Origin of the sequence: Shewanella sp. MTB7, from assembly GCF_027571385.1 — a bacterium.
Taxonomy (GTDB): Bacteria; Pseudomonadota; Gammaproteobacteria; order Enterobacterales; family Shewanellaceae; genus Shewanella.
Genome location: NZ_CP085636.1, coordinates 5,704,713 through 5,728,621, shown reverse-complemented (window position 1 = coordinate 5,728,621; position 23,909 = coordinate 5,704,713). Strand labels below are relative to the sequence as shown.

The 23,909-nt window shown below is 42.2% G+C and carries 21 protein-coding genes and 1 pseudogene; 20 read left to right on the top strand and 2 right to left on the bottom strand.

All coding sequences use genetic code 11. The annotated features are described in order from the left end of the window. Positions 1-50: 50 nt before the first annotated feature. On the bottom strand, positions 51-1,796 hold the full coding sequence (gene argS / locus HWQ47_RS24970) for an arginine--tRNA ligase (RefSeq protein WP_269968671.1): 1,746 nt from the start codon (positions 1,794-1,796) through the stop codon (positions 51-53). Positions 1,797-1,999: 203 nt separating this feature from the next. Beyond that, the gene (priA, locus tag HWQ47_RS24965; RefSeq protein WP_269968670.1) at positions 2,000-4,195 is read right to left on the bottom strand and encodes a primosomal protein N'; all 2,196 of its coding nucleotides are present in this window, start codon (positions 4,193-4,195) and stop codon (positions 2,000-2,002) included. A 219-nt stretch (positions 4,196-4,414) separates the two neighbouring features. Here priA and HWQ47_RS24960 point away from each other — a divergent pair, with 219 nt between their 5' ends. The 20 genes and pseudogenes from HWQ47_RS24960 to HWQ47_RS28155 all read left to right on the top strand — a co-directional run bounded on the left by HWQ47_RS24960 (position 4,415) and on the right by HWQ47_RS28155 (position 23,851). Then, entirely contained in the window at positions 4,415-5,143 is a 729-nt protein-coding gene (locus tag HWQ47_RS24960) for a FimV/HubP family polar landmark protein (RefSeq protein WP_269968669.1), read from the top strand. A 190-nt stretch (positions 5,144-5,333) separates the two neighbouring features. Further along, entirely contained in the window at positions 5,334-5,546 is a 213-nt protein-coding gene (rpmE, locus tag HWQ47_RS24955) for a 50S ribosomal protein L31 (RefSeq protein WP_235086865.1), read from the top strand. 505 nt (positions 5,547-6,051) lie between these two features. Further along, entirely contained in the window at positions 6,052-7,299 is a 1,248-nt protein-coding gene (locus tag HWQ47_RS24950; protein ID WP_269968668.1) for a malic enzyme-like NAD(P)-binding protein, read from the top strand. A 250-nt stretch (positions 7,300-7,549) separates the two neighbouring features. Beyond that, a complete protein-coding gene (csrD, locus tag HWQ47_RS24945; protein WP_269968667.1) occupies positions 7,550-9,463 on the top strand; it encodes an RNase E specificity factor CsrD in 1,914 nt (637 codons plus the stop codon). A 343-nt stretch (positions 9,464-9,806) separates the two neighbouring features. Continuing rightward, a complete protein-coding gene (locus HWQ47_RS24940) occupies positions 9,807-10,724 on the top strand; it encodes an MSHA biogenesis protein MshI (protein ID WP_269971855.1) in 918 nt (305 codons plus the stop codon). After that, entirely contained in the window at positions 10,721-11,326 is a 606-nt protein-coding gene (locus HWQ47_RS24935; protein ID WP_269968666.1) for a PilN domain-containing protein, read from the top strand. Before HWQ47_RS24940 ends, HWQ47_RS24935 begins: the two co-directional genes overlap by 4 nt. Further along, positions 11,323-11,979, top strand: coding sequence for an MSHA biogenesis protein MshJ (locus HWQ47_RS24930; RefSeq protein ID WP_269968665.1), 657 nt, complete (start codon positions 11,323-11,325; stop codon positions 11,977-11,979). The genes HWQ47_RS24935 and HWQ47_RS24930 overlap by 4 nt, the downstream gene beginning before the upstream one ends. Then, positions 11,960-12,295, top strand: coding sequence for an MSHA biogenesis protein MshK (locus tag HWQ47_RS24925; RefSeq protein ID WP_269968664.1), 336 nt, complete (start codon positions 11,960-11,962; stop codon positions 12,293-12,295). Before HWQ47_RS24930 ends, HWQ47_RS24925 begins: the two co-directional genes overlap by 20 nt. A 1-nt stretch (position 12,296) precedes the next feature. After that, the gene (mshL, locus tag HWQ47_RS24920) at positions 12,297-13,976 is read left to right on the top strand and encodes a pilus (MSHA type) biogenesis protein MshL (protein WP_269968663.1); all 1,680 of its coding nucleotides are present in this window, start codon (positions 12,297-12,299) and stop codon (positions 13,974-13,976) included. 3 nt (positions 13,977-13,979) lie between these two features. Next, a complete protein-coding gene (locus HWQ47_RS24915) occupies positions 13,980-14,888 on the top strand; it encodes an ExeA family protein (RefSeq protein WP_269968662.1) in 909 nt (302 codons plus the stop codon). Further along, on the top strand, positions 14,885-16,054 hold the full coding sequence (locus HWQ47_RS24910; RefSeq protein ID WP_269968661.1) for a tetratricopeptide repeat protein: 1,170 nt from the start codon (positions 14,885-14,887) through the stop codon (positions 16,052-16,054). Before HWQ47_RS24915 ends, HWQ47_RS24910 begins: the two co-directional genes overlap by 4 nt. Beyond that, positions 16,051-17,799 (top strand): GspE/PulE family protein, encoded by a 1,749-nt coding sequence (locus tag HWQ47_RS24905; protein WP_269968660.1) that lies wholly within the window; start codon positions 16,051-16,053, stop codon positions 17,797-17,799. The genes HWQ47_RS24910 and HWQ47_RS24905 overlap by 4 nt, the downstream gene beginning before the upstream one ends. 66 nt (positions 17,800-17,865) lie before the next feature. After that, positions 17,866-19,080, top strand: a complete 1,215-nt coding sequence (locus HWQ47_RS24900; RefSeq protein WP_269968659.1) for a type II secretion system F family protein — start codon at positions 17,866-17,868, stop codon at positions 19,078-19,080. A 166-nt stretch (positions 19,081-19,246) separates the two neighbouring features. Continuing rightward, a complete protein-coding gene (locus HWQ47_RS24895) occupies positions 19,247-19,753 on the top strand; it encodes a hypothetical protein (protein WP_269968658.1) in 507 nt (168 codons plus the stop codon). A gap of 71 nt (positions 19,754-19,824) precedes the next feature. Next, a complete protein-coding gene (locus HWQ47_RS24890; protein WP_269968657.1) occupies positions 19,825-20,484 on the top strand; it encodes a type II secretion system protein in 660 nt (219 codons plus the stop codon). A gap of 213 nt (positions 20,485-20,697) precedes the next feature. Continuing rightward, a complete protein-coding gene (locus tag HWQ47_RS24885; RefSeq protein WP_269968656.1) occupies positions 20,698-21,213 on the top strand; it encodes a type II secretion system protein in 516 nt (171 codons plus the stop codon). A 13-nt stretch (positions 21,214-21,226) separates the two neighbouring features. Next, entirely contained in the window at positions 21,227-21,754 is a 528-nt protein-coding gene (locus HWQ47_RS24880) for a type II secretion system protein (RefSeq protein WP_269968655.1), read from the top strand. Positions 21,755-21,881: 127 nt separating this feature from the next. Further along, positions 21,882-23,183, top strand: a pseudogene (locus HWQ47_RS24875) (IS4 family transposase). Between the two features lie 390 nt (positions 23,184-23,573). Next, positions 23,574-23,726 carry a hypothetical protein gene (locus tag HWQ47_RS28160; protein ID WP_269968654.1) on the top strand — a complete coding sequence of 51 codons (153 nt, stop codon included), beginning with the start codon at positions 23,574-23,576 and terminating at the stop codon, positions 23,724-23,726. Beyond that, a complete protein-coding gene (locus HWQ47_RS28155) occupies positions 23,696-23,851 on the top strand; it encodes a hypothetical protein (RefSeq protein WP_269968653.1) in 156 nt (51 codons plus the stop codon). Before HWQ47_RS28160 ends, HWQ47_RS28155 begins: the two co-directional genes overlap by 31 nt. The last annotated feature ends 58 nt before the right edge of the window (positions 23,852-23,909 follow it).

Sequence of the window (23,909 nt, the reverse complement as noted above, 5' to 3'; positions counted from 1 at the left end):
ATAAACTAAAATACCGAGACTAGGCCTCGGTATTAGCCGTTTATATTAGGTTACATGCGTTCTAGAGTTTCAATACCGAGTAGGTTCAAGCCCTGCTTTAGTGTCTTAGCAGTGAGCTTAGCCAGTAACAAACGGCTCTTCTTCTGCTCTTCGTTATCGGCAGCCAGTACAGGACAGGCCTCATAGAAGCTTGAGAATGCGCCAGCAAGCTCGAAGAGATAGCCACATAAAGCATGAGGCTGACCTTTAGAAACCATGCGTGAAATGACTTCACCAAATTGAGCAAGCTTAGTGCCTAGCTCTTTCTCTTTATCATGATCTAACTTAATAGTGGCACCAGTTAGGTCAACATCTGCTGCACGTTTAAAAATACCTGCAACGCGTGTGTATGCATAAAGTAGGTAAGGGGCCGTGTTACCTTCAAAGCTCAACATCTGCTCAAAACTAAAGATGTAGTCACTGGCACGGTTTTTAGATAGATCAGCATATTTTACTGAACTGATGCCGACGACTTTGGCTATCTTAACCAGTTCGGCTTCATCCATATCTGGGTTCTTACTGCGCACAAGTTCGAGTGCACGGGTGTCGGCTTCAGAAAGTAGATCGACTAACTTAACCACACCACCTGAACGCGTCTTAAATGGACGGCCATCAGCCCCATTCATGGTGCCGAAGCCCATATGTTCAAGGCTTATGCTGTCATCAATAAAGTGCGCTTTATGGGCAAGGTTAAATACTTGCTGGAAGTGCAGAGCCTGACGTAGGTCGACAAAGTAAAGCACACGATCGGCTTTCAACACATTGGCACGGTAACGCATGGCGGCTAGATCGCTGGTTGCGTATAAGTAGCCACCGTCTGCTTTTTGAATGATGACAGGAAGAGGATCACCTTCTTTATTTTTAAATTCGTCTTGGAATACTACTTTAGCGCCATTGCTTTCAGACAATAACCCTTGGGTATCCAGATCGATAACTACTTGGGCTAAATCGTCGTTATAAGTACTTTCACCACGAACATCGGCGCGAGTTAGGCTTACACCTAAACGCTCATATACGTCGTGGCAATGGCTCAGTGATATGTCGTTAAACTCACGCCATAGTGTGTTGCAGTATTCGTCACCTGACTGAAGTTTTACTACGAGTTTACGGGCTCGAATAGCGAACTCTTCCGACTCATCGAAGCGAACTTTAGCGGCGCGGTAGAAGGTTTCAAGATCAGACAGTTCCATCTGAGTCTGCTCACCATTCTGAGCTCGTAGTTCCTCCATATAAGCCAGTAGCATACCAAATTGGGTACCCCAATCGCCTACGTGGTTTTGACGGACCACTTTGTGACCTTGGAATTCAAGAGCGCGAACCACACTGTCACCAATGACGGTTGAGCGCAGGTGTCCTACGTGCATCTCTTTAGCTAGGTTTGGCGAAGAGTAATCGACGACAATGGTTTGGGCTTCAGGTAAAGCAATACCGAGGCGGTCGTCATTAAGCGCGGCCATAAGCTGATTTGCTAAGGCGTTATCATCGATGAAAAAGTTGATAAAACCAGGGCCTGCGATCTCAACTTTCGATACTTGGCTATCTTCAGGTAAGCTATCTATGATGAGTTGAGCGATTTCTCTCGGGTTTTTCCGCGCAACTTTAGTCAGCATCATAGCCAGATTTGTTGCAAAATCACCGTGAGTTTTATCTTTTGTTCGGTCGACCTGAATACGAGCCTCAAAATCAGTTGGAATAACCTGTTGTTGTTTAAGGACATCTAGGGCTTGGACGAGCAAAGATTGAATATGTGATTTCATTGGCGTTTATTGACACTTACTAATGATGAAAAGAATTAGGGATAACCGCATATTTTAGCCGCTTGTCGTAGCTAATTGCTATCATCAAAACCATATTTATTCGATTTTTAGCGAAAATTTAATAATAACTGAAAACTATTGACTGTTTCGATGCCTGTTGAGTACTCAGCAGGCATCAAAAACGTTGAAGTATGATTGCATCATTAGAGCAGGTCTTGTGGGTCTCTATCAATACTCCAGCGACAGCGTTTAGCCAATGGTAGGGCTTCTATCTGTGGCAAGGCAATCTCGAATGCTTGCTGCAATTGTTGACGCGATTTAGTCTGAAATATCAGATGACGCCGATACTTGCCTGCTTTTTTGTCCATTGGTGCTGGCATTGGCCCTATGACTTCACACTCTTCATTTTGCGGCAATAGTGCGGCTACGCTGGAGAGGAAGTTATCGGCATCTATGGCTTGATTTGCCTCAGCGCGCAGTAATAGCATATTCCAAGCGGGTGGAAGTAGAGCTTGCTTGCGCTCGTTGAGCTGACCTCGGGCAAATTCGCCATAGCCCTTATGCATTAGCTCACGTAGGATGGCATTATCGGCTTGGTGGGTTTGCATCAATACAGTGCCGGGCTTTCTGGCTCGGCCTGCACGGCCAGATACTTGAGTATAGAGCTGTCCGAAACGTTCGGGCGCTCTGAAGTCAGCACTAAACAGGGCGCCATCTACATCTAACAAGCCCACTAAAGTGACATCAGGGAAGTGGTGTCCTTTAGCCAGCATTTGTGTGCCAACTAATATCTTATATTCCCCCTTATGAATCGCATTGAGATGACTTTCGAGTGCGCCTTTGCGACTGGTCGTGTCACGATCGATACGCACCACAGGATATTTTGGGAATTCTTTTTCCAATACTGCCGCTAGTTGCTCAGTGCCTACGCCTTGCCCCATTAACATGGTGCTACCACAGCTATGACACTGTTTCGGGATTGCGTAGTGGTTACCACAGTGGTGGCAGCGGATTTCGCCTAGTGATTGATGTACTGTAAAGAAGGCATCACAGCGATCGCACTCGTGCAGATGTCCACATTCATGGCATAGAAGGGCGGGGGCAAATCCTCTGCGGTTGAGAAACAGTAAAACCTGATTGCCTGCATCGAGGTGAATACGCATCTCATTGAGAAGAGCATGAGATAATCCAGTCTTTAAGGGCTGATTGCTAATATCTATGATCCCTTGGCGTACCTTCTCTGCATTACCAGCCCGCTGACCCAGTTCAAGATGTTTATAGCGACCACTAAGGGCATTTTGTAAGCTTTCTAATGAAGGGGTCGCGGTGCCAAGTAGGACTGGAATATTCTCTAAGTGGCCGCGCATTACGGCAAGATCACGGGCGTGATAGCCCACGCCCTCTTGTTGTTTGAAGCTTGAATCATGTTCTTCATCGAGAATGATCGTGCCGGGAAATGCCATTGGGGTAAATAACGCTGAACGTGTTCCAATGATGATAGCGGCTTCGCCAGTACGGGCTTGGCGCCAGGCGACAAGTCGCTGGTTATCCGTCAGTCCTGAGTGGATCACAGCTACCGTCACTTTAAATCGGCTTTTGAATCGACTAATAGTTTGCGGGGTTAATCCAATCTCAGGGACTAAGACTAATGCCTGTTTTCCCTGTTTCAGTACTGTTTCTAACAGCGCCAAATAGACTTCAGTTTTGCCTGAACCGGTTATGCCTTCGAGGAGAGTGCAGTGGTAACCTGTTTGTTGGTTGAGCATTGCGACGGCAATAGCTTGTTCTGGATTTAAGGTTAACGGCTCTTCACCTAATTCAAGATGCTCACGCCATGACAGGTCAATCTTATTGACGCGCTCATCTTTGGTAATCCATTCTCTGTCCTGAAGTGCTTTGAGGGCGGACTTACTTAAGTTGAGGTTAATAACTTCTTCTTGAGACAGCTCTGATTTCTGTAACAATTCCAGTACTTTTCTCTGTGCTGGAGCACGCTTAACGCTGTCGAGAGAGGCTTCTCGCCCCGTAGGGGTCACTTGCCAAAATGTACTGGTGTCTGCCAATACCTCAGCCCCTTTACGTAATGCAACAGGCAAGGCTTGAGACATCATTTGTCCTAGACTACAGAAGTAGTACCTTGCAGCCCAAGCTGTTAGTTTATAGAGTGAGTCGGGCAGAAGTGGCTCGTTATCGAGTATCTCTATAAGAGGCTTAATCTGATTTGGTGCTAAATTGCAGGTATCAGATGTGTCAGTAATAAGACCTATTAATTGTTGTCGACCGAAAGGGACTTTGACTCGCATCCCTTTTTTAGGCATTACAGTGAGCGTTTCGGGTACTTTATAGCTGAAGGTTTGCCGCATAGGTACTGGCAGGGCAACCTCGACAAACAGGGACATATTGGCGGTAAACTCTATAAAAATATAGTTGCTAGTGTACTCAGCCTATAGGTTAAGGGCTACTCTTTAATAGTATTTATATTAAGAGGTTTACGTATACTGAGTTTTGGTGGAAATCTCGTTAGATCCTAAGAGTAACATTCAATCTATGTTCATCGATAAATCGGGGTTAAACCGGTTCGATACCAAGAACAATACTAATTTCATAAGAGGCTTGTTATGGCAATAACAGTGAAGATAGCGGTGATGTTTATGCTCGTATTAGGTAGTTACACACTGGTTAGCCGTGATGCTTACGCGCAAATTACCCATGTCAGTATTAATCAGCAGTTATTCACATTAGGCGAATATCCTAAGTTTAGAATGAATATAGTTGCCGATAGTGATAACTATAATAAGACGCAGTTTATTGTTCGCCAAGGTGATAATGAAGAGAAGTTGATGGTCAAGCCGATTAATAAATTTTTATTACTCTTGAGTGGCGTTGAGGATGTAAATGATCCATCAGCTATTTTAGTTATTCAAGAGTATAGAGTGAATAAATGGCGCGAGGTAAAGCGTTTTTCCCTATTTAGTGGTGACGTATCATCTGTCATTGCTAAAGCTAAACCTGTGGTATTAAAAAGCGAGGTAAAAATGGTGGAGAAGGGTCTTGTACTGCGACAAACGTCTACACCTGACGAGATTTTGGCTGATCATAATTGCTTATTGGATTCACTCCCTGGGCAAACTCTCTGGCGAATTGCACTTCAATATAGCAAAGAGTGGGAGATGACGACTCAAGGCAGTGTCGTAGCGATATACGAGGCAAACCCAAAGGCATTTAATAGCAAGAATATAAGTAGTTTAAAAGAGGGAGCTCAGCTGTTGTGCCCATCTAAGCTGGTTAAAGACAAATACAGAGACAGTCAAGTTGCACAACGTAAGTATCAAGCACTATTAGATTAATCTGACAATTCGGCGGGTGTGTAAAGCGTGAAGTTGTAGTAAATGCTATCGCTAATTTCTGAGTGTATATTTTTCTTGTAACCCTTGCTTAGTTACTATACTATTCTGCGCCTAAATAATTTATTAACTTCATGTGGTGTCCGACTTCGGGTTGGAAGAGCGACATGGCCTTCAACTAGAGGTAATCCCAATGAAAACAGGCATTCATCCTGAATACGCAGAAATCACTGCAACATGTACTTGTGGTAACATTATCAAAGTAAATTCAACTGCAGGTAAGTCTCTGCACTTGGACGTATGTGGTGCATGTCACCCATTCTACACTGGTACACAGAAAATTGTTGACACTGGTGGACGTATCGACAAGTTCAACAAGCGCTTTGGTGCACTTGGTAAGAAGTAATTATTACTTAAATAATTCTTCTAAATTGAATTTTAAAAGGCGCCTATATGGCGTCTTTTTGTTGTTCATTTTTACTCTATCTAATTATATTTCAGTCGTCGAAATGTGTTATCTGCTCAAATGAAGCAGATTGAGAGGAATTAATCTAAATTAGATTGAAAAGATTTATTAAAATAGCTTTTAAAGAGGCTTTTAGTAAGTTTAGCAATATTTTTACAATTAACTCTCTTATATCCACAGATAACCTTCTGTTTGTCGTATTATTCCTACAAAAAATTGCTCAGATTTACTTCTTAAAGCTGGAGATAAGTTTGTAAAATACCCCTTTGCCAATAAATCCCTGAGTTTAGTTGAATTTACCTAATATCTTGTTTGAAAAGTGTGATATTTCGAGTATCGTAGCCACAATTGGTCATCCCTACTTTTAAGTTATTAACAATTAAAAGAGTGTAGAACCATAGACCTTCATAACAGTTTATTTGCCGCATTTTCAGGATTATAAAAGATGTCAGATTTTCGCCAACAAGCCCTCGATTACCATGAGTTTCCAGTGCCAGGAAAAACAGCCGTTTGCCTGACAAAACCTGCTGAAACGAGTATGGATTTAGCATTAGCCTATAGCCCTGGAGTTGCCGAGCCTGTGCGTGAAATCGCTGCAAACCCTGATAATGCATATCGTTATACGGCTAAAGGGAACACGGTTGCTGTTATCTCTAATGGTACTGCTATTTTAGGGTTAGGAAATTTAGGGCCATTGGCATCCAAGCCTGTAATGGAAGGTAAGGCACTGCTGTTTAAGCATTTTGCTAACATAGATGCGACAGATATTGAAGTGAAACATCGTACTTCTGAAGAGTTTATCAATACTGTAGAGGCGATTGCCGATACCTTTGGTGGTATTAACTTGGAAGATATCAAAGCGCCTGAATGTTTTGAGATCGAAAAAGCGCTTATTGAGCGTTGTAACGTTCCCGTTTTTCATGATGATCAACATGGTACCGCGATTGTGACAACAGCGGGCATGATCAATGCGCTTGAGATTCAAGGTAAGAAGATTGAAGAGGCTATCTTCGTCTGTATGGGAGCTGGTGCAGCCGCTATCGCTTGTATGACCATGCTGGTTAAGTGTGGGGTGCAGCGTGAAAACGTTTACATGTTAGATCGAAAAGGAGTGATCCACACTCGACGTGATGACATTAATGAGTACAAGGCATTATTTGCGAATAATACCGATAAACGTACGCTGCAAGATGTGATTAAAGGGGCTGATGCATTCTTAGGTCTATCGGGGCCTGATGTGTTGAGTGCTGAAGATATTGCTTTGATGGCGGATAATCCGGTGGTTTTTGCTTGCTCAAATCCAGATCCCGAGATTAAGCCAGAAATTGCTCATGAGGTTCGCAAAGATTTGATCATGGGAACGGGTCGCAGTGATTACCCAAACCAAGTTAACAACGTACTTTGTTTCCCGTTTATTTTCCGTGGTGCTCTCGATGTTCGAGCTTCGCAAATCAATGATGAGATGAAGGTTGCTGCAGTATATGCCATTGCTGAACTCGCTCGAGAGGAGGTACCAGCCTCAGTACTTGCTGCTTATCCTGGTATTACTGAATTAAAGTTTGGCCCTGAATATGTGATCCCTAAGCCTATGGATCCACGTCTATTATCGAATGTCGCTAGAGCTGTTGCGCAAGCTGCAATTGATTCTGGAGTTGCCTCTATCCAGTCTTTACCTGAAAATTATTTGAGTTAGACTGATTTAGAAATGAGAGTGAAGATTTTTTAAAAGGGCCTTGAGGCCCTTTTTAGTTTTGAACACTTTGTAAGCTTATTACTTTCGGTTTAGTACTAAATTATTATTGTAGATGCCGTTATTTGTTTGTATGGTTTAATTTTAAAGTTTGGCCTAATACCGATTGGTATAATTTGGGTTCTATTCGTATAGACTCTGCTTTTCAGGGTTACCTATCTTATTAATAATAAAATCCTGCAGGAAGCGGATAATGAAACTAACTCGACTCTTAACAAATAAACTGACTAGCTTCTGGCTCTTCTCATTAGCAGCTGTAGCTTTTATTTTTTTACTGACAGCATTGATCAGTTTTGCGCAGTTAACCTCTACATTTCAACAGCAAAAGGTGACTGAACTTGAGGCGATGCTAGTTCATCATTTTGATCATGATGGCACTTCAGTCGTTCTGGATTCTTGGCTTCCCCCCATACTCTCTGCCTATAACGTGACTCATTTAGTATTAAAAGATGGCAACAAGACGCTTTATGAATATAGCTCAGGTAAGGCAAGCTCTGGCTTCGTTTATTATGAAAAGTTGCTCAGCCCCCATAAGGGTCTAAACCTGTCGATGAAACTGCCTCAGCCTTTTAAAATGTATCGTTTTAGTTGGTATGCTCTGATTGTTTTTTTAACCGGAACTGTGGTTATTATCCTGTTCGTTCGCTCCGGTTACCTTTGGCTCTCTACACAGCTTGAAGGGATCGAAGATCTTGCCGTTCGCAGTAAATTAATTCTCAATAATGAATATGAACGAGCATTAGCGGAGAAAGGTCAGGGTAAGCCTAGAATGATTAATAGGGCACTGACACATATGCTGTTGGAGTTAGATGATGCACAAAAACAGAGAGCTAGATTTGATCAATTTATCCGTTCAAATACTTTTCTCGATCCGGAAACTGGCATTGGTAATAGACTATTTTTGAAAAACCGCTTAGATGCATTAAGTAATGATAGCGGTATGATGGCGCCGGGAGTGCTTTTTCTGCTGGAGATGGAGGATCTCGACCTCTTGTTACAGGAGGTAGGTGATGAGCTTATCGATGAGATATTACTGCAGACGATTCACGATATTAATCACATATTAGATAGTCAAGCTAATAGCATCTTTTCACGTCGTTCTTACAATCAGTTTGCGATTGTAGTCCCCCAAATTTCTCTTAAAGATGTAGAGAAACTCGCGGCTAAACTATTAAAAGTGTGTTTAAACCATCAACTCCCCGATGGAGTTAGTAGTGATGATTTTTATCATATAGGCGCAGCATATTTTAAAGTTGGTGAGACCAAGGAGCAGCTAATAGATGAGGCAGAGCGTGCACTCAGAGCTGCGCAATTCCAAGGTAATAGTGGCTGGTTTATGTATGATAAAGGAGCTGTGGATGAAGAGTTTGCCAAAGGCTCTGTTCGTTGGCGAAGCTTCCTTGAATATGCACTTGTGAATAGGCGTCTAGTGATTTTCTCTCAGCCTGTTGTTGATAGCGATATGGAGACTCATCATCTGGAGATATCGAGTAGAATCAGGGACAATCAGAACAACTTAATTCGAGCGACACTATATATCCCTATGGCGATTAAGTGCGGTCTAACGCCTCAGTTCGAGCGGCAAGTGATAGAGGCTGTATTATTTGATCTCTTAGGTAATTCCAATGATACCACGACTAAGTATAGCGTTAATTTAAGCTTAGACACCTTGATGAGTCGGGCTTTCATTCGCTGGCTAAAAACCACATTACTCGAATACCGTCATCTGACGCCTCGATTTATTTTTGAGATAAATGAAGACATCGTGATTCATCACACAGAACAATTAGCATCAAGGCTCGATATGATCAGAAAGATGGGCGCAAGCCTATGCGTAGATCGTGTCGGTCAACAAGTCGTAAGCACACAATATATAAAAGAGTATCATTTTGATTTCATTAAATTGCATAGATCCATTGTTCGTCAGATCCACCTTAGGCAAGAAAATCAATTGTTTGTCCGCAGTTTGATTGGTGGGTTATATCGTACTGGTGTACAGGTCTTTGCTGAAGGAGTTGAATCTTTTGAGGAGTGGCAGACATTAAAAATATTAGGGGTAAGTGCTGGACAGGGAAGCTTCTTTAGCGATCCTATTGAGGAGGTTTAATCTTGGGCTCTTAAGCAATAAGTACGTCTCATCGATTATAAATTAATATTCGTTAATTATTCGTTACTGTTTATGGCGGGGTGTGTAAGTAACTTGTGTGATGTCAGTAACCAGCCTATCTTAATCATAATAGCTTATAACATTCTTTGTTTTCTCTACAAAATTATAAGATTAGTCGTTAGAATAAGCATAACAAATTTGACAATGAGCTTGTATACTTTAGTTTAGAGTTATTAATTATGTTGGTGTTTATTCACAATTGTAACTCTTTGTATTGTTTAGGGGCGAAGTTATAGCATTATATGCGTATACTGCAATTTAAAATTATAATGGGCACCTTATGATGGGAAAAGGTATTTTTAGTCGGTTAGCCTTCTGGCAGAAATCAAATATTAAACTCAATGTCGGTATCTATGTGTGCCCAGATAAAGTCGTCGCTTGCCATCAAGTTTTTGAAAATAAAGACGAAAATATTTTTCGGTATGACACAAAGGAATTCGCTTTTGATGGTGTTAATTGGTCTAGCTTATTTAGCAACTTAGCTAAAGAGTTTGGTTCATCTAAATTACAGATCACGTTAAGTTCACCTTATTATCAACTTTTGTTAGTCGATAGACCTAATGTTGAATCAGATGAGATGAATCAGGCCTTATTATGGTCGGTAAAAGATATGATCAGTCAAGCTGTGACTGATGTACATATTGATTATTTTGAGCCTCCTCAACTCAATAGTGCCAAGTTAAGTGTGGTTATCGTCGATAAGAAGAAGACGGCTGCGATGGTGTTAGCAGCAAAAGATCACGAGATGCAAGTTGTCGGCATTAATATCGAAGAGATGGCTGTGACTAATTTGTTTTTGGAAGATCCATTGGCAAAATTAATTATCAGTCACCTTTCTGGGCAAGAGATCTTACTGACGGTTGTCAAGCAAGGTGAGTTATATATGCAACGAAGAGTTCGAGGTTTTAATCAGATTGATACAGTGAGTGCCGAAGAGCTTAGTTTTGGTATGGCTGATAACTTAAGTCTGGAATTGCAAAGATCTATGGATTTCTTTGAAAGCCAGCAACGTCAGGCTCCTGTCTCCTCTATCGAGTTATTAATTAATGGTCATACTGAAAAATTAGCAGAATTAATTGGTGTTAACTTCAATCAAGAAGTGAATGTTATTGCGGTTGAAAGTGTTGAGAGCAAAATGGCCTATTTAGCCTTGATTGAGATGAGGCGGAATGAGTTAGATGTGGCAGGAGTACAGGTATGACGATTAAGACTCGAATTAATCTCTATTCTGAGTCACTTTTACCTGCAGAGTTGAGATTGTCCTTTAATAGAATCGCCATTGGATTAATTGTATTACTCGCTCTCAGTGTTGTTGGATCCACAATTAGTTATGTTCTGGTTTTAGGTTTGGAGTCAGATAACCTAGAGTTAACGAGTAAAGAAAATAGCTTAGAGCGGGAAAAAGTGAAGTTAGAAGCGGCAATGGCGCAGCGTTCACCCGATGCAAATTTGATTGCCAAAGTTGACTTGTTTTCGCAGCAGGTTGACCTTAAGCGCATGTTATTGGGAGAGTTGGGTCAAAGAGAAGCTTTGACAAGTCACGGCTATTCTCCTTTGATGATAGATCTTGCTAAAGTTGCAAATTCCAGTATCTGGTTAAATCGATTTCAAGTAGAGAAAGATAATTACATATTCGAAGGTTTTACTGCCAGCGCACATAGTGTTCCTCTTTGGGTGGTTCGACTTAAAACAACTGACACATTAAAGGAACAAGCGTTCGCGTCTATGACGATGAATCGAGGTGAAAATCAACCACTCTCTTTTACTCTTACGAGTAAAGCACAAGTGGAGGTGAGCCAGTGAAGCAAAAGTTACAAGAGTTGGGTGCTCACTTTGATCTGCTAAGTCAGCGCGAGCGAGTTATGGTAGCTGTCGCGGCATTTGTAGTCATTGGGATGCTATGTTATTTACCCGTTGAGTCTTTGCTGTTAAAGCATAACAAATTATCCCGCAACAACTTAGCCCTTGTTGCTGAAAATAAGGTATCACTGCAACAGATTGAGCTTTATAAACAAAGATTAGAGCAAGATCCTAATGATGAATATCATGCTCGCTTTACGGTGCTAGAACAGCAAAGTAAAGAGTTAGATAAACAACTATCCTTTCAGATGGTAGATATGGTGCCTGCTGATCATATGGCGACGTTATTGAGTCAACTGCTTGAAACAGTGAAAGGGATAGAGTTGCAGGATTTTCAATCCATCGCACCGATACCACTGTTAGCTATTGGCGAAGAGAAGAAGATGAACCTGTATAGCCACGGTATTCGTTTGACATTCCAAGGAGATTACTTTGCTGTACTGAAGTTCATTCAAGCCATTGAAGCAATGCCAAACAAGCTTTATTGGAAGCGGATGGAATATCAGGTTGAGGAATATCCGGTGGCAAACATTATATTAGAGCTCTACACCTTAAGCATCAATAAGGATTTTATCAGTGTTTCAAGTCAAGGTTAATTGGATCTTAGCTATGTTGGTATTAGTACTAATGGCCAGCGTGCAAGCTGAGACGTTAAGAGATCCTACCCGTCCAGGAAAAGAAGTCGGGAGCGCATCTACTGCGACACCAGAGAAAGGGCATGCTTTGCAGCTCAATAGCATTATCAGTGCAGGGACTAATTCTCATGTAGTGATCAATAACCAAATTTATGTGGTTGGTGATAGGGTGCAAGGGGTAAAAATAACCCAGATTGGCATCAATTCAGTATCATTGGCCGATGGACGAAAATTGAACATGTATCAAATAATAACAGAGACAAAGGGAAGCCATTAACATGACAGCGATTAGAATCATTACGCCTCTGTTAGCGTTTTTATTGATGGCCTGTCAATCAACAGATAGGCAAGCGCCAGTTGAATCTATGTCTGTGTTGAATGAGTCAATACAGAACGATAAGAATATCACTCCACCACCGCCTGCAATGATGCCTGAATCAGTTCAAAATGAATTAGCATTACAGAGTTTACAGAGCGAATTTTCAACGACTATAAGGGCTGAGCGTCGCTTTGATGTTTCAGCTAATAATGTCGAAGCCAGTGTATTCTTTCCCAGTTTAGTTCAAGGCACACCTTTAAGTGTCGTAGTGCACCCGAATGTGACTGGTACAATTTCCCTCTCGCTTAAAGAGGTTACTCTAAGTGAGGTGCTTCAAGTGATAGAAGATATTTATGGCTATGAAGTGAGCCAAGAAAATCGTATTTTGCGTATATTCCCTGCTGGAATGCGTACTGAAACGTTTGCGTTGAACTATTTACAAATGAAGCGACAAGGCCTATCACTCACGACAGTGACTTCAGGAAGTATCACTGATCAGGATAATAACTCGAACTCAGGTAATAGTAACAACAGCAACAATAACAACAGTGATTCATCAAGTAATAATGGTTCTAATTCAAACAGTAATAGCGAGACAACCAGCGGGACTTTTATTCGCTCAGCCACAAACACTGATTTTTGGGGGGAATTGAAAGAGACATTAGTTTCCATTATTGGAGGAACAGCTGATGGTCGTCAAGTCGTGCTCACACCTCAAGCCAGTTTGGTTACGATTAGAGCCTATCCTAATGAATTACGCCAAGCAAAATCTTTCTTGAAAACAGCAGAATCTCATCTGCAACGTCAAGTGATATTAGAGGCGAAAATACTAGAAGTTACTCTATCAGATGGCTATCAGCAAGGGATTGAATGGCAGCAAGTGCTTGGTCATGTGGGAGATACTGATGTTACGTTTGGTACATCTCCTTCTGCAGGGGTAAGTAATCAAATCACCAGTGCGATAGGAGGTGTGACATCTTTATCTATTTCAGGTGCAGATTTTACCACTATGATCAGTTTACTTGATACTCAAGGCGACGTAGATGTGCTTTCGAGTCCGAGAGTTACAGCAACAAATAACCAAAAAGCAGTGATTAAAGTGGGTAAGGATGAATATTTTGTGACCAATGTATCATCAACGACAGTTGGAGGTACAAACCCAGTGACGACACCTCAGGTTGATCTTACCCCATTCTTCTCTGGTATCGCTTTGGATGTTACACCGCAAATAGATGGGGAAGGCAATATCTTGCTACACATTCATCCTTCAGTTATTAATATTAAAGAACAGAGTAAAACCATTACTATCGCGGGTTCCGATTTAGTGTTGCCACTGGCTCAGAGTGACATTCGCGAATCAGATACTGTAATTAGGGCTAGAACAGGCGAAGTCGTGGTGATCGGCGGTCTAATGAAGAGTGAGAACTTAGATCAAGTTTCTAAAGTTCCCTTTTTAGGTGATATTCCACTTTTGGGCGAGTTGTTCACTAACCGAGCTAAGTCATTACAGAAAACTGAGTTAGTGATTTTACTTAAGCCTACAGTGGTGGAAGCCAATACTTGGAAAAAAGAGCTAGAACGTTCTAAAGACCTGCTTGATCGTTGGTATCCGGAAGAAGAAAATGAGTCAGGACAGTAAACTTTGTATCTGCATCATTTTGAATTGGCGGAGATGCCTTTCTCTTTAACGCCAAACACTGAGTTCTTTTTTGGTTTAGCACCTCATGTTGAGGCGTTAGATGTATTGCAGATGGCCCTTCAAACCGGCGAAGGGTTTATTAAAGTCACTGGCGAAGTAGGCACGGGTAAGACGCTTATTTGTCGGAAATTGATTAATGAATTACCTAAGCGATTTCATTGTGCATATCTGCCTAATCCTTATCTTTCGCCTGCGGAACTAAGATGGGCTGTCGCTTTGGAGCTTGGTCTTAAATATTCGGCCAATATCGATCAGATGCAGCTTACTGGACTTATCCAACAACAGTTGCTAGCACTCTCAGCCCATGGACACTCAATTGTGCTGGTGCTTGATGAGGCTCAGGCTTTACCCGATGAAAGCTTGGAAGCATTACGGCTCTTTACCAATTTAGAAACCGAGAGTCGTAAACTGTTACAAGTGGTATTGTTTGCCCAACCAGAGCTCGATCAGCGTTTAAGTATGCATAATTTTAGACAGTTAAGACAAAGAATTACTTTTAGTTATTGTTTGAGAGCGTTATCTGTGGATGAAGGATGTGCCTATGTGCAGCACCGCTTGTCGGTAGCAGGCCGGGTGGGTGACCCTTTGTTTATCGATAAAGATATACGCGTCTTAACGCAGGCAGCTAGAGGGATCCCTAGATTGATCAATATATTAGCTCATAAATCATTATTACTTAGTTTTGGTGAAGGCGCTAAACGAGTTAAAAATCAACATATAAAAGCCGCAATATCTGATACTCAAGATGCCCATTTATCGTTCCACACAAGATGGCTATGGTGTATGGGATTCGGGGTTATGTCGGCATTGGCTGGCCTAGGTGTGCACCTTTTTTATGGAGCAGCCTCATGAGTGTAATAAACACCATGCTTAAAGATTTAGATAAACGGCAACAGGCACATTCACTTGAAAATATGAATACTGTATCAGTGCAATATCGCTCTAGGCCTTCACCCAGATTACCTTGGATTCTGCTAGCTTTGGTTTGTTTGGTGTTTATCTGTGCAGTGGCATATAAGTGGGAAACCCTGACTCAAAGTAGCTCGAGTCAACAAACGGAGTTGATAGAGAGCAGGATTTCGCTTCTCCCGAAGCCTATTGCAGTGCAGAGTCTCAACGTTGTGAATGCTAATGAGAGTGGGGTGGAGCAAGAGACTCTCAAACAGAGTGTTCAACTTAATGCTCTGTTAGTGGAGAGGGTCGATGTTGACCATGAGTCTAAGGCTCAAGTTGTTAAACCGGTTCTAGGGGTAAGTGCTCCGCCAGTGACCGTAAAAGAGCCAATAGAAACCGAAACTTCTAAGCAGGTAAATAATAAAACAGTTACGACACTCGAAGACACTGCAGTCGTGAGCGCTTTAAAGCCAGTGAGTACGCCTAAGGTAGATGATAGCTTTATGGCTATCACCGAGGTGAGATTGTCTAACTCGGAACTGGCAAAGAAAAGGTTTCAATTGGGCACTCAAGCTGAGGATCAAGGAGATCAAAGAGATGCCATTGAATATTATCAAGAAGCTTTGTCATTCAGCCCACAGTTACATAAAGCAAGAGAGCGTCTCGCCGCACTTTATTATGGCCAAGGAAATTTAAATCAAGCCAGCAATACATTAAAGCAAGGTACTGCGCTATTCCCACAGAAGTTTGATTACTTGATGTTATTGGCTCGTGTCCAGCAGGCGGCGGGTAAATACGAAGATGCTCTAGATAGTCTGAATCGTATCCCTGATGGTAGTTCCTTGAGTCAACAGAAATGGATACAAGAGAGCAGTATTGGACAAAAGGTAAAAAACTATACCTTGGCTGAAGGTAGTTACCGCAAACTTTTACAAGCTGAAGCGACACAGAGTCGTTGGTGGATGGGATTAGCTTATGTACTCGATGCTCAACAGAAATATGCAATAGCGATAGAAGCCTATCGACAAGCCCTCTTTTACAAAGCGGTGCCAAAGCAGGGATTATCGGTGCAAGCGGTGGACTATATTGAAACCAGATTAGTGCAGTTAGGAGAAGATCTGTGAAACCAAAGTTAAAAATGCGCTTGGGTGATCTGCTTGTGCAAGAGCAGATTATTAGTGATTCTCAACTGACTCAAGCTTTGAGTGAGCAAAGAAGCACAGGTAAGAAGCTAGGCCGTACCTTGATAGATTTAAATTGTCTATCAGAGGAGCAGTTACTTAGGTTTCTTTCTCAGCAGCTAAATATTCCATTTCTCGATATCAGTCGCAGAGCGATACCTGCCGAAATCGTCAATCTATTACCTGAAGTTCAAGCCCGTCGTTTTCGTGCATTAGTTGTTGAAGATAATGGAGAAAGCGCGCTAGTTGCCATGAGCGATCCTGCAGATTTACAAGCTATGGATCATATAGAGACTCTACTGTCACCGAAGGCGATGAAAATCGCGGTGGTTACTGAACAACAGTTACTCGATGCTTTCGATCACTTATACCGTCGAACGGATCAAATTGCTGCAATTGCGGGAAAGCTGGAAGAGGAGTATTCCGCTGACGAGCAATTTGATCTTGCTAGTTTAACCGATGGTGACAGTGACAATGAAACAACCGTTGTTAAGCTGCTTCAATCTATCTTTGAAGATGCTGTGCAGATGCGAGCTTCAGATGTGCATATAGAACCCGGTGAGAAAGTATTAAGGATCCGTCAGCGAATCGATGGTCAACTGCATGAGAATATTCTGCCTGAATCCAGTATTGCAGCAGCTCTAGTATTAAGACTTAAGCTGATGGCCGGCCTAGATATCTCCGAGAAACGTCTGCCTCAGGATGGACGTTTTCATATGGAGATAAAAGGACATAAAATTGATGTGCGTATGTCAACTATGCCCATTTATCACGGTGAATCAGTTGTGATGCGTCTTCTTGATCAATCTGCTGGCTTGCTGACATTGAATGAGACGGGTATGCCGCCAGAAATTTTAGCTCGGGTACGTAAGCAGATTAAGCGACCACACGGTATGTTACTGGTAACAGGTCCAACAGGTAGCGGTAAAACCACAACGCTATACGGTGTGTTAAGTGAGTTGAATACTCCAGATCGCAAAATCATTACCGTTGAAGATCCTGTCGAGTACCAACTGCCAAGAATTAATCAAGTTCAAGTTAACCATAAAATAGGGTTAGATTTTTCCAAGGTGTTAAGAACTACATTACGTCAGGATCCCGATATTATTATGGTGGGTGAGATGCGTGATCAAGAGACGGTAGAGATCGGATTGAGGGGCGCGTTAACCGGTCACTTTGTACTATCAACTCTGCATACTAATGACGCTATAACCAGCGCGCTACGCCTATTGGACATGGGGGCTGCAAGCTATTTGGTGGCGAGTGCATTAAGAGTGATTATCGCCCAGCGACTCGTAAGACGTGTATGTCAAAACTGCTCGAAAGAATATCAGCTCACCGCACAAGATAAGGTTTGGCTGGATTCGGTCAGCCAGCAAGACTTTTCACAGGCCACGTTTAGAGTGGGGTCTGGTTGTCAAAGCTGTAATGGCAGTGGTTATCGTGGACGTGTCGGTGTCTTTGAGATATTAGAATTGGATGATGCCATGGTCGATGCGATGCGAACAGGTAATCCTCACGATTTTGCTCGAGCCGCTCATGAGAGTCCTAATTTTACTCCATTAGCCATTTCTGCAATGAAATACCTTGCTGAAGGAGTTACCACTATCGAAGAAGTTGCCAAACTGGTTGAAGATGTTACCGAGTCTCAAGCATCTCTATTGAAGCGGAATGAGACTGAGGTCTGATGATGGTTAAAGCTGCTTATATTTATTGGTATATGCCTACTAGCGCTAGGATGATAGGAAAAGCGAATGCCAGTCTATAAATATCGAGGTCGAGATGCGCAGGGTAAGCAGGTTACCGGAGTGGTTGATGCCGCGACGGAAAATGCGGCTGCCGATCAACTTATGTCTCGTTCGGTGATCCCATTAGAGCTTAATGAGAATAAAGAAAAAGTCTCGTTTAATCTGGGCAATTTGTTTAAAGCTAAGGTTAGCTTGGATGAGCTGCAAATTTTTTCAAGGCAGATGTATTCGCTGACTCGATCAGGCATTCCTATTTTACGTGCCATTGCTGGTTTATCTGAAACCACTCACTCTCAACGGATGAAAGATGCACTGGACGATATTTCTGAGCAGCTTACTTCGGGCCGCCCGCTTTCATCTGCAATGAACCATCATCCAGATATTTTCGGTGCACTCTTTATCTCGATGGTCCATGTGGGTGAAAACACGGGTAAGTTAGAAGATGTTTTCATCCAGCTTGCTGGCTATATAGAGCGCGAACAAGAGACTCGTCGCCGGATTAAAGCGGCAATGCGTTATCCTATATTCGTGTTAGTGGCGATCACTTTAGCCATGGTTATCCTCAATATCATGGTGATCCCTAAATTTGCCGAGATGTTTTCACGTTTCGGAGCCGATCTTCCCTGGGCGACTAAGATATTAATCGGCACTTCAAATCTATTTGTTAATTACTGGCCGATCATGTTAATCGGAGCCATAGGGACATTTATCGGTATTCGTTATTGGCATAGCACTGAGAAAGGTGAGAAACAGTGGGATAAATGGAAGCTACATATCCCCGCCGTAGGCAGTATCATTGAGCGTTCAACCTTGTCACGCTATTGTCGAAGTTTCTCAATGATGCTGAGTGCCGGTGTTCCCATGACACAAGCATTGAGTTTGGTCGCTGATGCTGTGGATAATGCTTACATGCACGACAGTATAGTGGCCATGCGCCGAGGAATAGAGTCGGGTGATTCTATGTTGAGAGTCTCCAATCAAAGTCATCTCTTTACGCCTTTAGTGCTGCAAATGGTGGCTGTTGGTGAGGAGACCGGACAGATTGATCAGCTACTTAATGATGCTGCAGATTTCTATGAAGGTGAAGTGGATTATGATCTAAAAAACTTAACCGCGAAGCTAGAACCTATCTTGATTGGTTTCGTGGCCTGCATAGTATTGATACTTGCATTGGGCATTTATTTACCAATGTGGGACATGCTCAACGTGGTTAAAGGATAACAAAAAGACAGTTATTTAGCTCGATGGTGGGACATGTTCAAGATCGTTAAAGGTAGTGGTTGTTTATGACTGATAAAAAGGTATTTATTTAACTAAATGGTGGGGCATGATCAAGGTCATTAAAGGTGGAAACTAATGCATAAGTTGTTTAAAGGTTCTCAATAGTATGCTGAACCAGCAAAAGGCTGACGGTGAATTACTGCAGGTATTTGGCAAGGTGGTTTCGATGCTGCTTATTCTGGCACTGTTAGCTATTTTAGGTTTTAAGTATTTTGATTCGGTGGACAACATCGGTGCACAAAGTCTCAAGAGGGATCATACAAAGCTGATTAATATATTAGCTATGGTGAAAGCTCAGTGGTTTGCTCAAGGAAGACCAGAGTCGATGCCTTTAGATTGGAACTCCTTTAACACAAATGACCAAAGTCAGCATAAAGAGCGAGTGTTAGTGCTCATTAAAATGAGTAAAGGAGGTTGGCCTTTACTCGACCAAGGAGATATGGACGGGTGTAAACAGCTTTGGGGTTTGTTATTGGGGCGAGAGACTGAAAGGCAACAGATCGTAACTATTTTTGACCCTCAAAGAGATGTTTGTAGCTATATTGATGGAAGTTTTGGTGAATTACGTTACGATTTGCGGTCTGGTAGAGTAAAAGTTTTGCTTAAAGACTAAATTTAGCTATTTCATAGGTTTCCAAAATGCTATGAACTGTTAGAATTGTACAAGGTGTTATAGGGGGTATCATGAATAAAGAGTTAAAAGGTTATATGAAAAACCAAAAGAGTAGATCACAGCAAGGTTTTTCTTTAATTGAACTTGTCATCGTGATTGTTATTTTAGGTTTGTTAGCGGCGACTGCCATTCCTCGTTTTTTAAATGTCACCGATGATGCAGAAGATGCGAGTGTTGATGGCGTATCAGGTGGATTAGCAACGGCGGTTGGTTTTGTTCGTGCACAGTGGGAAGTCGATGGACGTCGAAATGACTCAGTGATCCTTGACGGTACCCGAACTTATTTGGATGAGAGGTTTGGCTTTCCTACGGGGTCGCCTCAATCTGGCATTGGCAATACGGATGCGACCACGATGACCGATGCGACTTGTCAGGAAGTGTTTAATGCAGTTTTGCAAAATGCTCCTCGAAACGTACAGATAAATCAGGATGCTCGTAAGCAGAGATATGTCGTGAGTGTTATTGGCAATATTGGTGGAACTGGTACAGCAATAACCGGTGAGCTGGTTCCTGGATTAGATGTATGTGTGTATCACTTAATTGCTTCACTGAGATTAGATCCGACAACGGGCGTGGCCAGTCCTCAACCTGATCTAACAACAGCGGGTGCTAAGGGAGTGACTTACAACCCAGGCACAGGGCAAGTGGTGAGCTTCTCGAATGATTTATAATTTATACGCATTTCTCAGTTGTCATGATGGAGAGGTGAGTGATGCGTAGCAAAGTGCATATAAAAGTTTAACTGCTACTAAGGTAGTCACGTGTTAATAATAATAAGGTTTAGGCACGTAGTTTGAATAGATTGTGTCAAAAGGACTGACTGATTTTTTATAGATAATTTAACTGTATAAAATAACTATACAGTTTGTAAATGAGGTTCTTAAATGAATAAACAAAGTGGTTTTACCCTAATCGAGTTAGTCGTCGTTATCATTATTTTAGGCATCCTTGCGGTAACAGCTGCGCCTAAATTTATCAATCTACAGTCTGATGCACGTGCGTCTGCACTTCAAGGTGTTAAAGGTGCTATTCAAGGTGCAAATGCTCTTGTATTCGCTAAAGCAGCTTTAGCTGGTGATGAGAAGAAAGCATCTTCCACTTGGACCGGTACTGATGGTGTTGATATCGGAGCTGCTTTGAATGCAAAAACAGATTTTGGTTATTTACAAGCTACTGTTTTAGAACTTAATAATGCTGTCGATGCAAACTTTGGTACCGCAGGCACAGATTGGATCGTTGTTGCATCGACAGCAGATCCAGCAGTTGCTGTAATTTCTCAAAACGGTGCTCCCGCGACGACGGGTACTGGATCAACCTTAGCCGGTTGTACATTAACTTACACTGAAGCGGCAAACGCCACTACGCTCCCAACTTATGTTATCTTAGATAATGGCTGTTAATAGGTAAATTATAATGAAAACTCAAAAACAAAATGGTTTTACATTAATCGAGTTAGTGGTTGTTATTATTATCTTAGGTATTCTTGCTGTTACTGCAGCACCTAAGTTTATCAACCTTCAATCAGACGCACGTGTTTCTGCGCTTCAAGGTATGAGAGCTGCGATACAAGGAGCAAACTCTCTAGTTTATTCTAAAGCAGCAATCTCTGGTCAAGAGAGTTTAGCATTGGGGGCAACACCACCACCCGCTGTTAATATCGGAACGGGGACTGATGCTGTTACAAATTTTGGATATATTCAATCTGATCAAGATGAGCTGGAAAATGCTATCGATGTGAAGTTTGATGTTGGTACTAGTGCTACTGATCCAACGAATACAACAGGCAGCAATGATTGGATTATTTTTCCTGGCACTGCTGCTGCAGTTGTTACAGTTTGGCAACGAGGTGCTCCTGCTGCTTGTAAGTTTACTTATACTCAAGCTACCAGTACTAGCGTTGTCCCAGTAGTCAGTCCTGCTCCAAGTGTAGATGATTGTTAATTATTGTTTTAATTTTTAAAAGGTCTGCATTGCAGCAATGCTGATCATTTAGTGATTTATCGATCGGTTGACTGATCTTCTAGATGCTTCAGAATCCGAGTCCTATCTCTAGGTCTCGGATTTTTTTATGCATGTTTCTCAAGCTTTTGACATCATCAACCAACTAAAACCTCATCAAGTTGAAATCCTCGCTGACCTACTCCCTCTAGAATTGATAGAGGAAGCGTATGCATTGACTGAAACGGTAACCCTTAGAAAACGAAAGTTAACATTGGAGTCAATGGCTTGGCTTCTCATCGGGATGGCTATCTATAACGATAAGTCCATGGCTCACATTGTTAATATGCTCGATATCGTCGATAGAGAGGGTAAGCCATTTGTCGCTCCTCGCGCCTTAACTCAACGACGGAAAGCTCTAGGTGAAGCAGCAATGAAAGCGCTGTTTGAGTGTACTCAAGCTCATTGGAATCGTAGAAGATCTACATCCAGCTTGGAGTGGACTGATGTTACTAGGAGTCGATGGTGTAGTGTGGCGAACGGAAGATACACCTGATAATGCAGAGGTATTCACCACGCCCAAAAACACTCAATATCCTCAAGTGCGTATGGTCTGCCAAATGGAATTGAGTAACCACCTTATTACCGCCAGTGCTTTTGATGATTATGCTGTTAACGAGATGATTTTGGCTGAGAAACTTATCGACTCGACTCCAGACCATAGTCTGACACCGTTCGATCGAGGCTTTTATTCACTTGGACTGCTGTATCAGTGGCAAACCACTGGTACTGAGCGACACTGGCTGCTCCACTTGAAGAAAAATGTCCAATATGAGGTGATCCGCAGCTTAGGACGCAACGATAAGATCGTTCAATTAAAAAGTAATCCACATGCCCGAAAACGCTGGCCTGAGTTGCCAAATGAGCTAGAAGTGCGGTTAATAAGTCGAAAGATTAATGGCAAAGAATACTCGGTTTTGACCTCAATGACTGATCCGATGCGCTATCCCGTTACAGACATCGCTGACCTATATGCACATAGATGGGAAATAGAATTGGGTTACCGGGAGCAGAAGCAATACATGCTAGGCAATCGATTAACGTTGAGAAGTCGACTACCAGAGCTCGTTAAGCAGGAGTTGTGGGGGATCTTACTCACCTACAATTTAGTACGCTATCAGATGGTGAAAATGTGTCATCAACTCAAAGGAGATTATCTCCCTTATCAGTTGATTTTTAATGGTTCTTTGGCTCACATTTTGAGGCTTTTAGTAGGTTTGCCCTACTCGACACCAGGAGCCTCCCTGGGCAACTAAAATACTTCTATGATATGGCAGAGAGCCTAATTTTAGAGCCTCGACGAACTCGGTCTTTTCCTAGAACCGTTAAGCGGAGGCCACAGAGATATGTCAGAAATAAAAAATGCCAGTAAGCTTAATTTACCGGCATTGCTGCATTGCAGGCTTTTTTATATCTAAATCTGAGCTATATCTTCCCTGTGACCAATTGCCCAAAATCCTAATGCTTGACTAAACTGAGTTTAAGTAAGATTAGGATAGTTTGGTTGCGTACCGAGTGTGAACTGTAGTTTTCAAATAGAGGTAAAGTGATGGTAAGAGTAAAATAGCTAGGTTTTACCTTAATCGAGTTAGTGGTAGTTATCATCATTTTAAGCATTTTAGCGGTAACCGCAGCGTCTAAATTTATCAATCTTCAATCGGATGCTAAAGCATCCACTTTAGTGGCTTTAGGGCCTCTTTGCAGGGAGCGAACTCTCTGGTGTTTTCCAAAGCGTCCATTGCAGGTGAAGAACGTATCGCTGATGCCGTATGCTAATACGGGGAATACAGCAGGGGTGGACATAGGCACGGGGACGCCGATACAAACGGTGTTTGGCTATCTGCCTGAAGATGCAACAGCGATTGCTGCGGCAATGGATGTAGAGTGTCAACGGCTGTTACAGGCGGAGGGTTAGCATTTAGTCCTCAAGGTGCACCAGCCGCAACCTGTCACTTTGTTTATATGGAAGCAACATCAACCTCGGTGCCGACTTATACACTTTACACTCCGGCCACGGCTCAAGATCCCTTCGTATGTTAGGTATTTCTAATTAATATTGTTTTGGTATAGGTTAAAGATAACTACTTCAATTTTTATA

Coding starts and splice junctions, on each gene's coding strand:
- argS (WP_269968671.1), bottom strand. CDS start 1,796: ATGAAATCACATATTCAATCTTTGCTCGTCCAAGCCCTAGATGTCCTT.
- priA (WP_269968670.1), bottom strand. CDS start 4,195: ATGTCCCTGTTTGTCGAGGTTGCCCTGCCAGTACCTATGCGGCAAACC.
- HWQ47_RS24960 (WP_269968669.1), top strand. CDS start 4,415: ATGGCAATAACAGTGAAGATAGCGGTGATGTTTATGCTCGTATTAGGT.
- rpmE (WP_235086865.1), top strand. CDS start 5,334: ATGAAAACAGGCATTCATCCTGAATACGCAGAAATCACTGCAACATGT.
- HWQ47_RS24950 (WP_269968668.1), top strand. CDS start 6,052: ATGTCAGATTTTCGCCAACAAGCCCTCGATTACCATGAGTTTCCAGTG.
- csrD (WP_269968667.1), top strand. CDS start 7,550: ATGAAACTAACTCGACTCTTAACAAATAAACTGACTAGCTTCTGGCTC.
- HWQ47_RS24940 (WP_269971855.1), top strand. CDS start 9,807: ATGGGAAAAGGTATTTTTAGTCGGTTAGCCTTCTGGCAGAAATCAAAT.
- HWQ47_RS24935 (WP_269968666.1), top strand. CDS start 10,721: ATGACGATTAAGACTCGAATTAATCTCTATTCTGAGTCACTTTTACCT.
- mshL (WP_269968663.1), top strand. CDS start 12,297: ATGACAGCGATTAGAATCATTACGCCTCTGTTAGCGTTTTTATTGATG.
- HWQ47_RS24910 (WP_269968661.1), top strand. CDS start 14,885: ATGAGTGTAATAAACACCATGCTTAAAGATTTAGATAAACGGCAACAG.
- HWQ47_RS24900 (WP_269968659.1), top strand. CDS start 17,866: ATGCCAGTCTATAAATATCGAGGTCGAGATGCGCAGGGTAAGCAGGTT.
- HWQ47_RS24895 (WP_269968658.1), top strand. CDS start 19,247: ATGCTGAACCAGCAAAAGGCTGACGGTGAATTACTGCAGGTATTTGGC.
- HWQ47_RS24890 (WP_269968657.1), top strand. CDS start 19,825: ATGAATAAAGAGTTAAAAGGTTATATGAAAAACCAAAAGAGTAGATCA.
- HWQ47_RS24885 (WP_269968656.1), top strand. CDS start 20,698: ATGAATAAACAAAGTGGTTTTACCCTAATCGAGTTAGTCGTCGTTATC.
- HWQ47_RS24880 (WP_269968655.1), top strand. CDS start 21,227: ATGAAAACTCAAAAACAAAATGGTTTTACATTAATCGAGTTAGTGGTT.
- HWQ47_RS28160 (WP_269968654.1), top strand. CDS start 23,574: ATGCCGTATGCTAATACGGGGAATACAGCAGGGGTGGACATAGGCACG.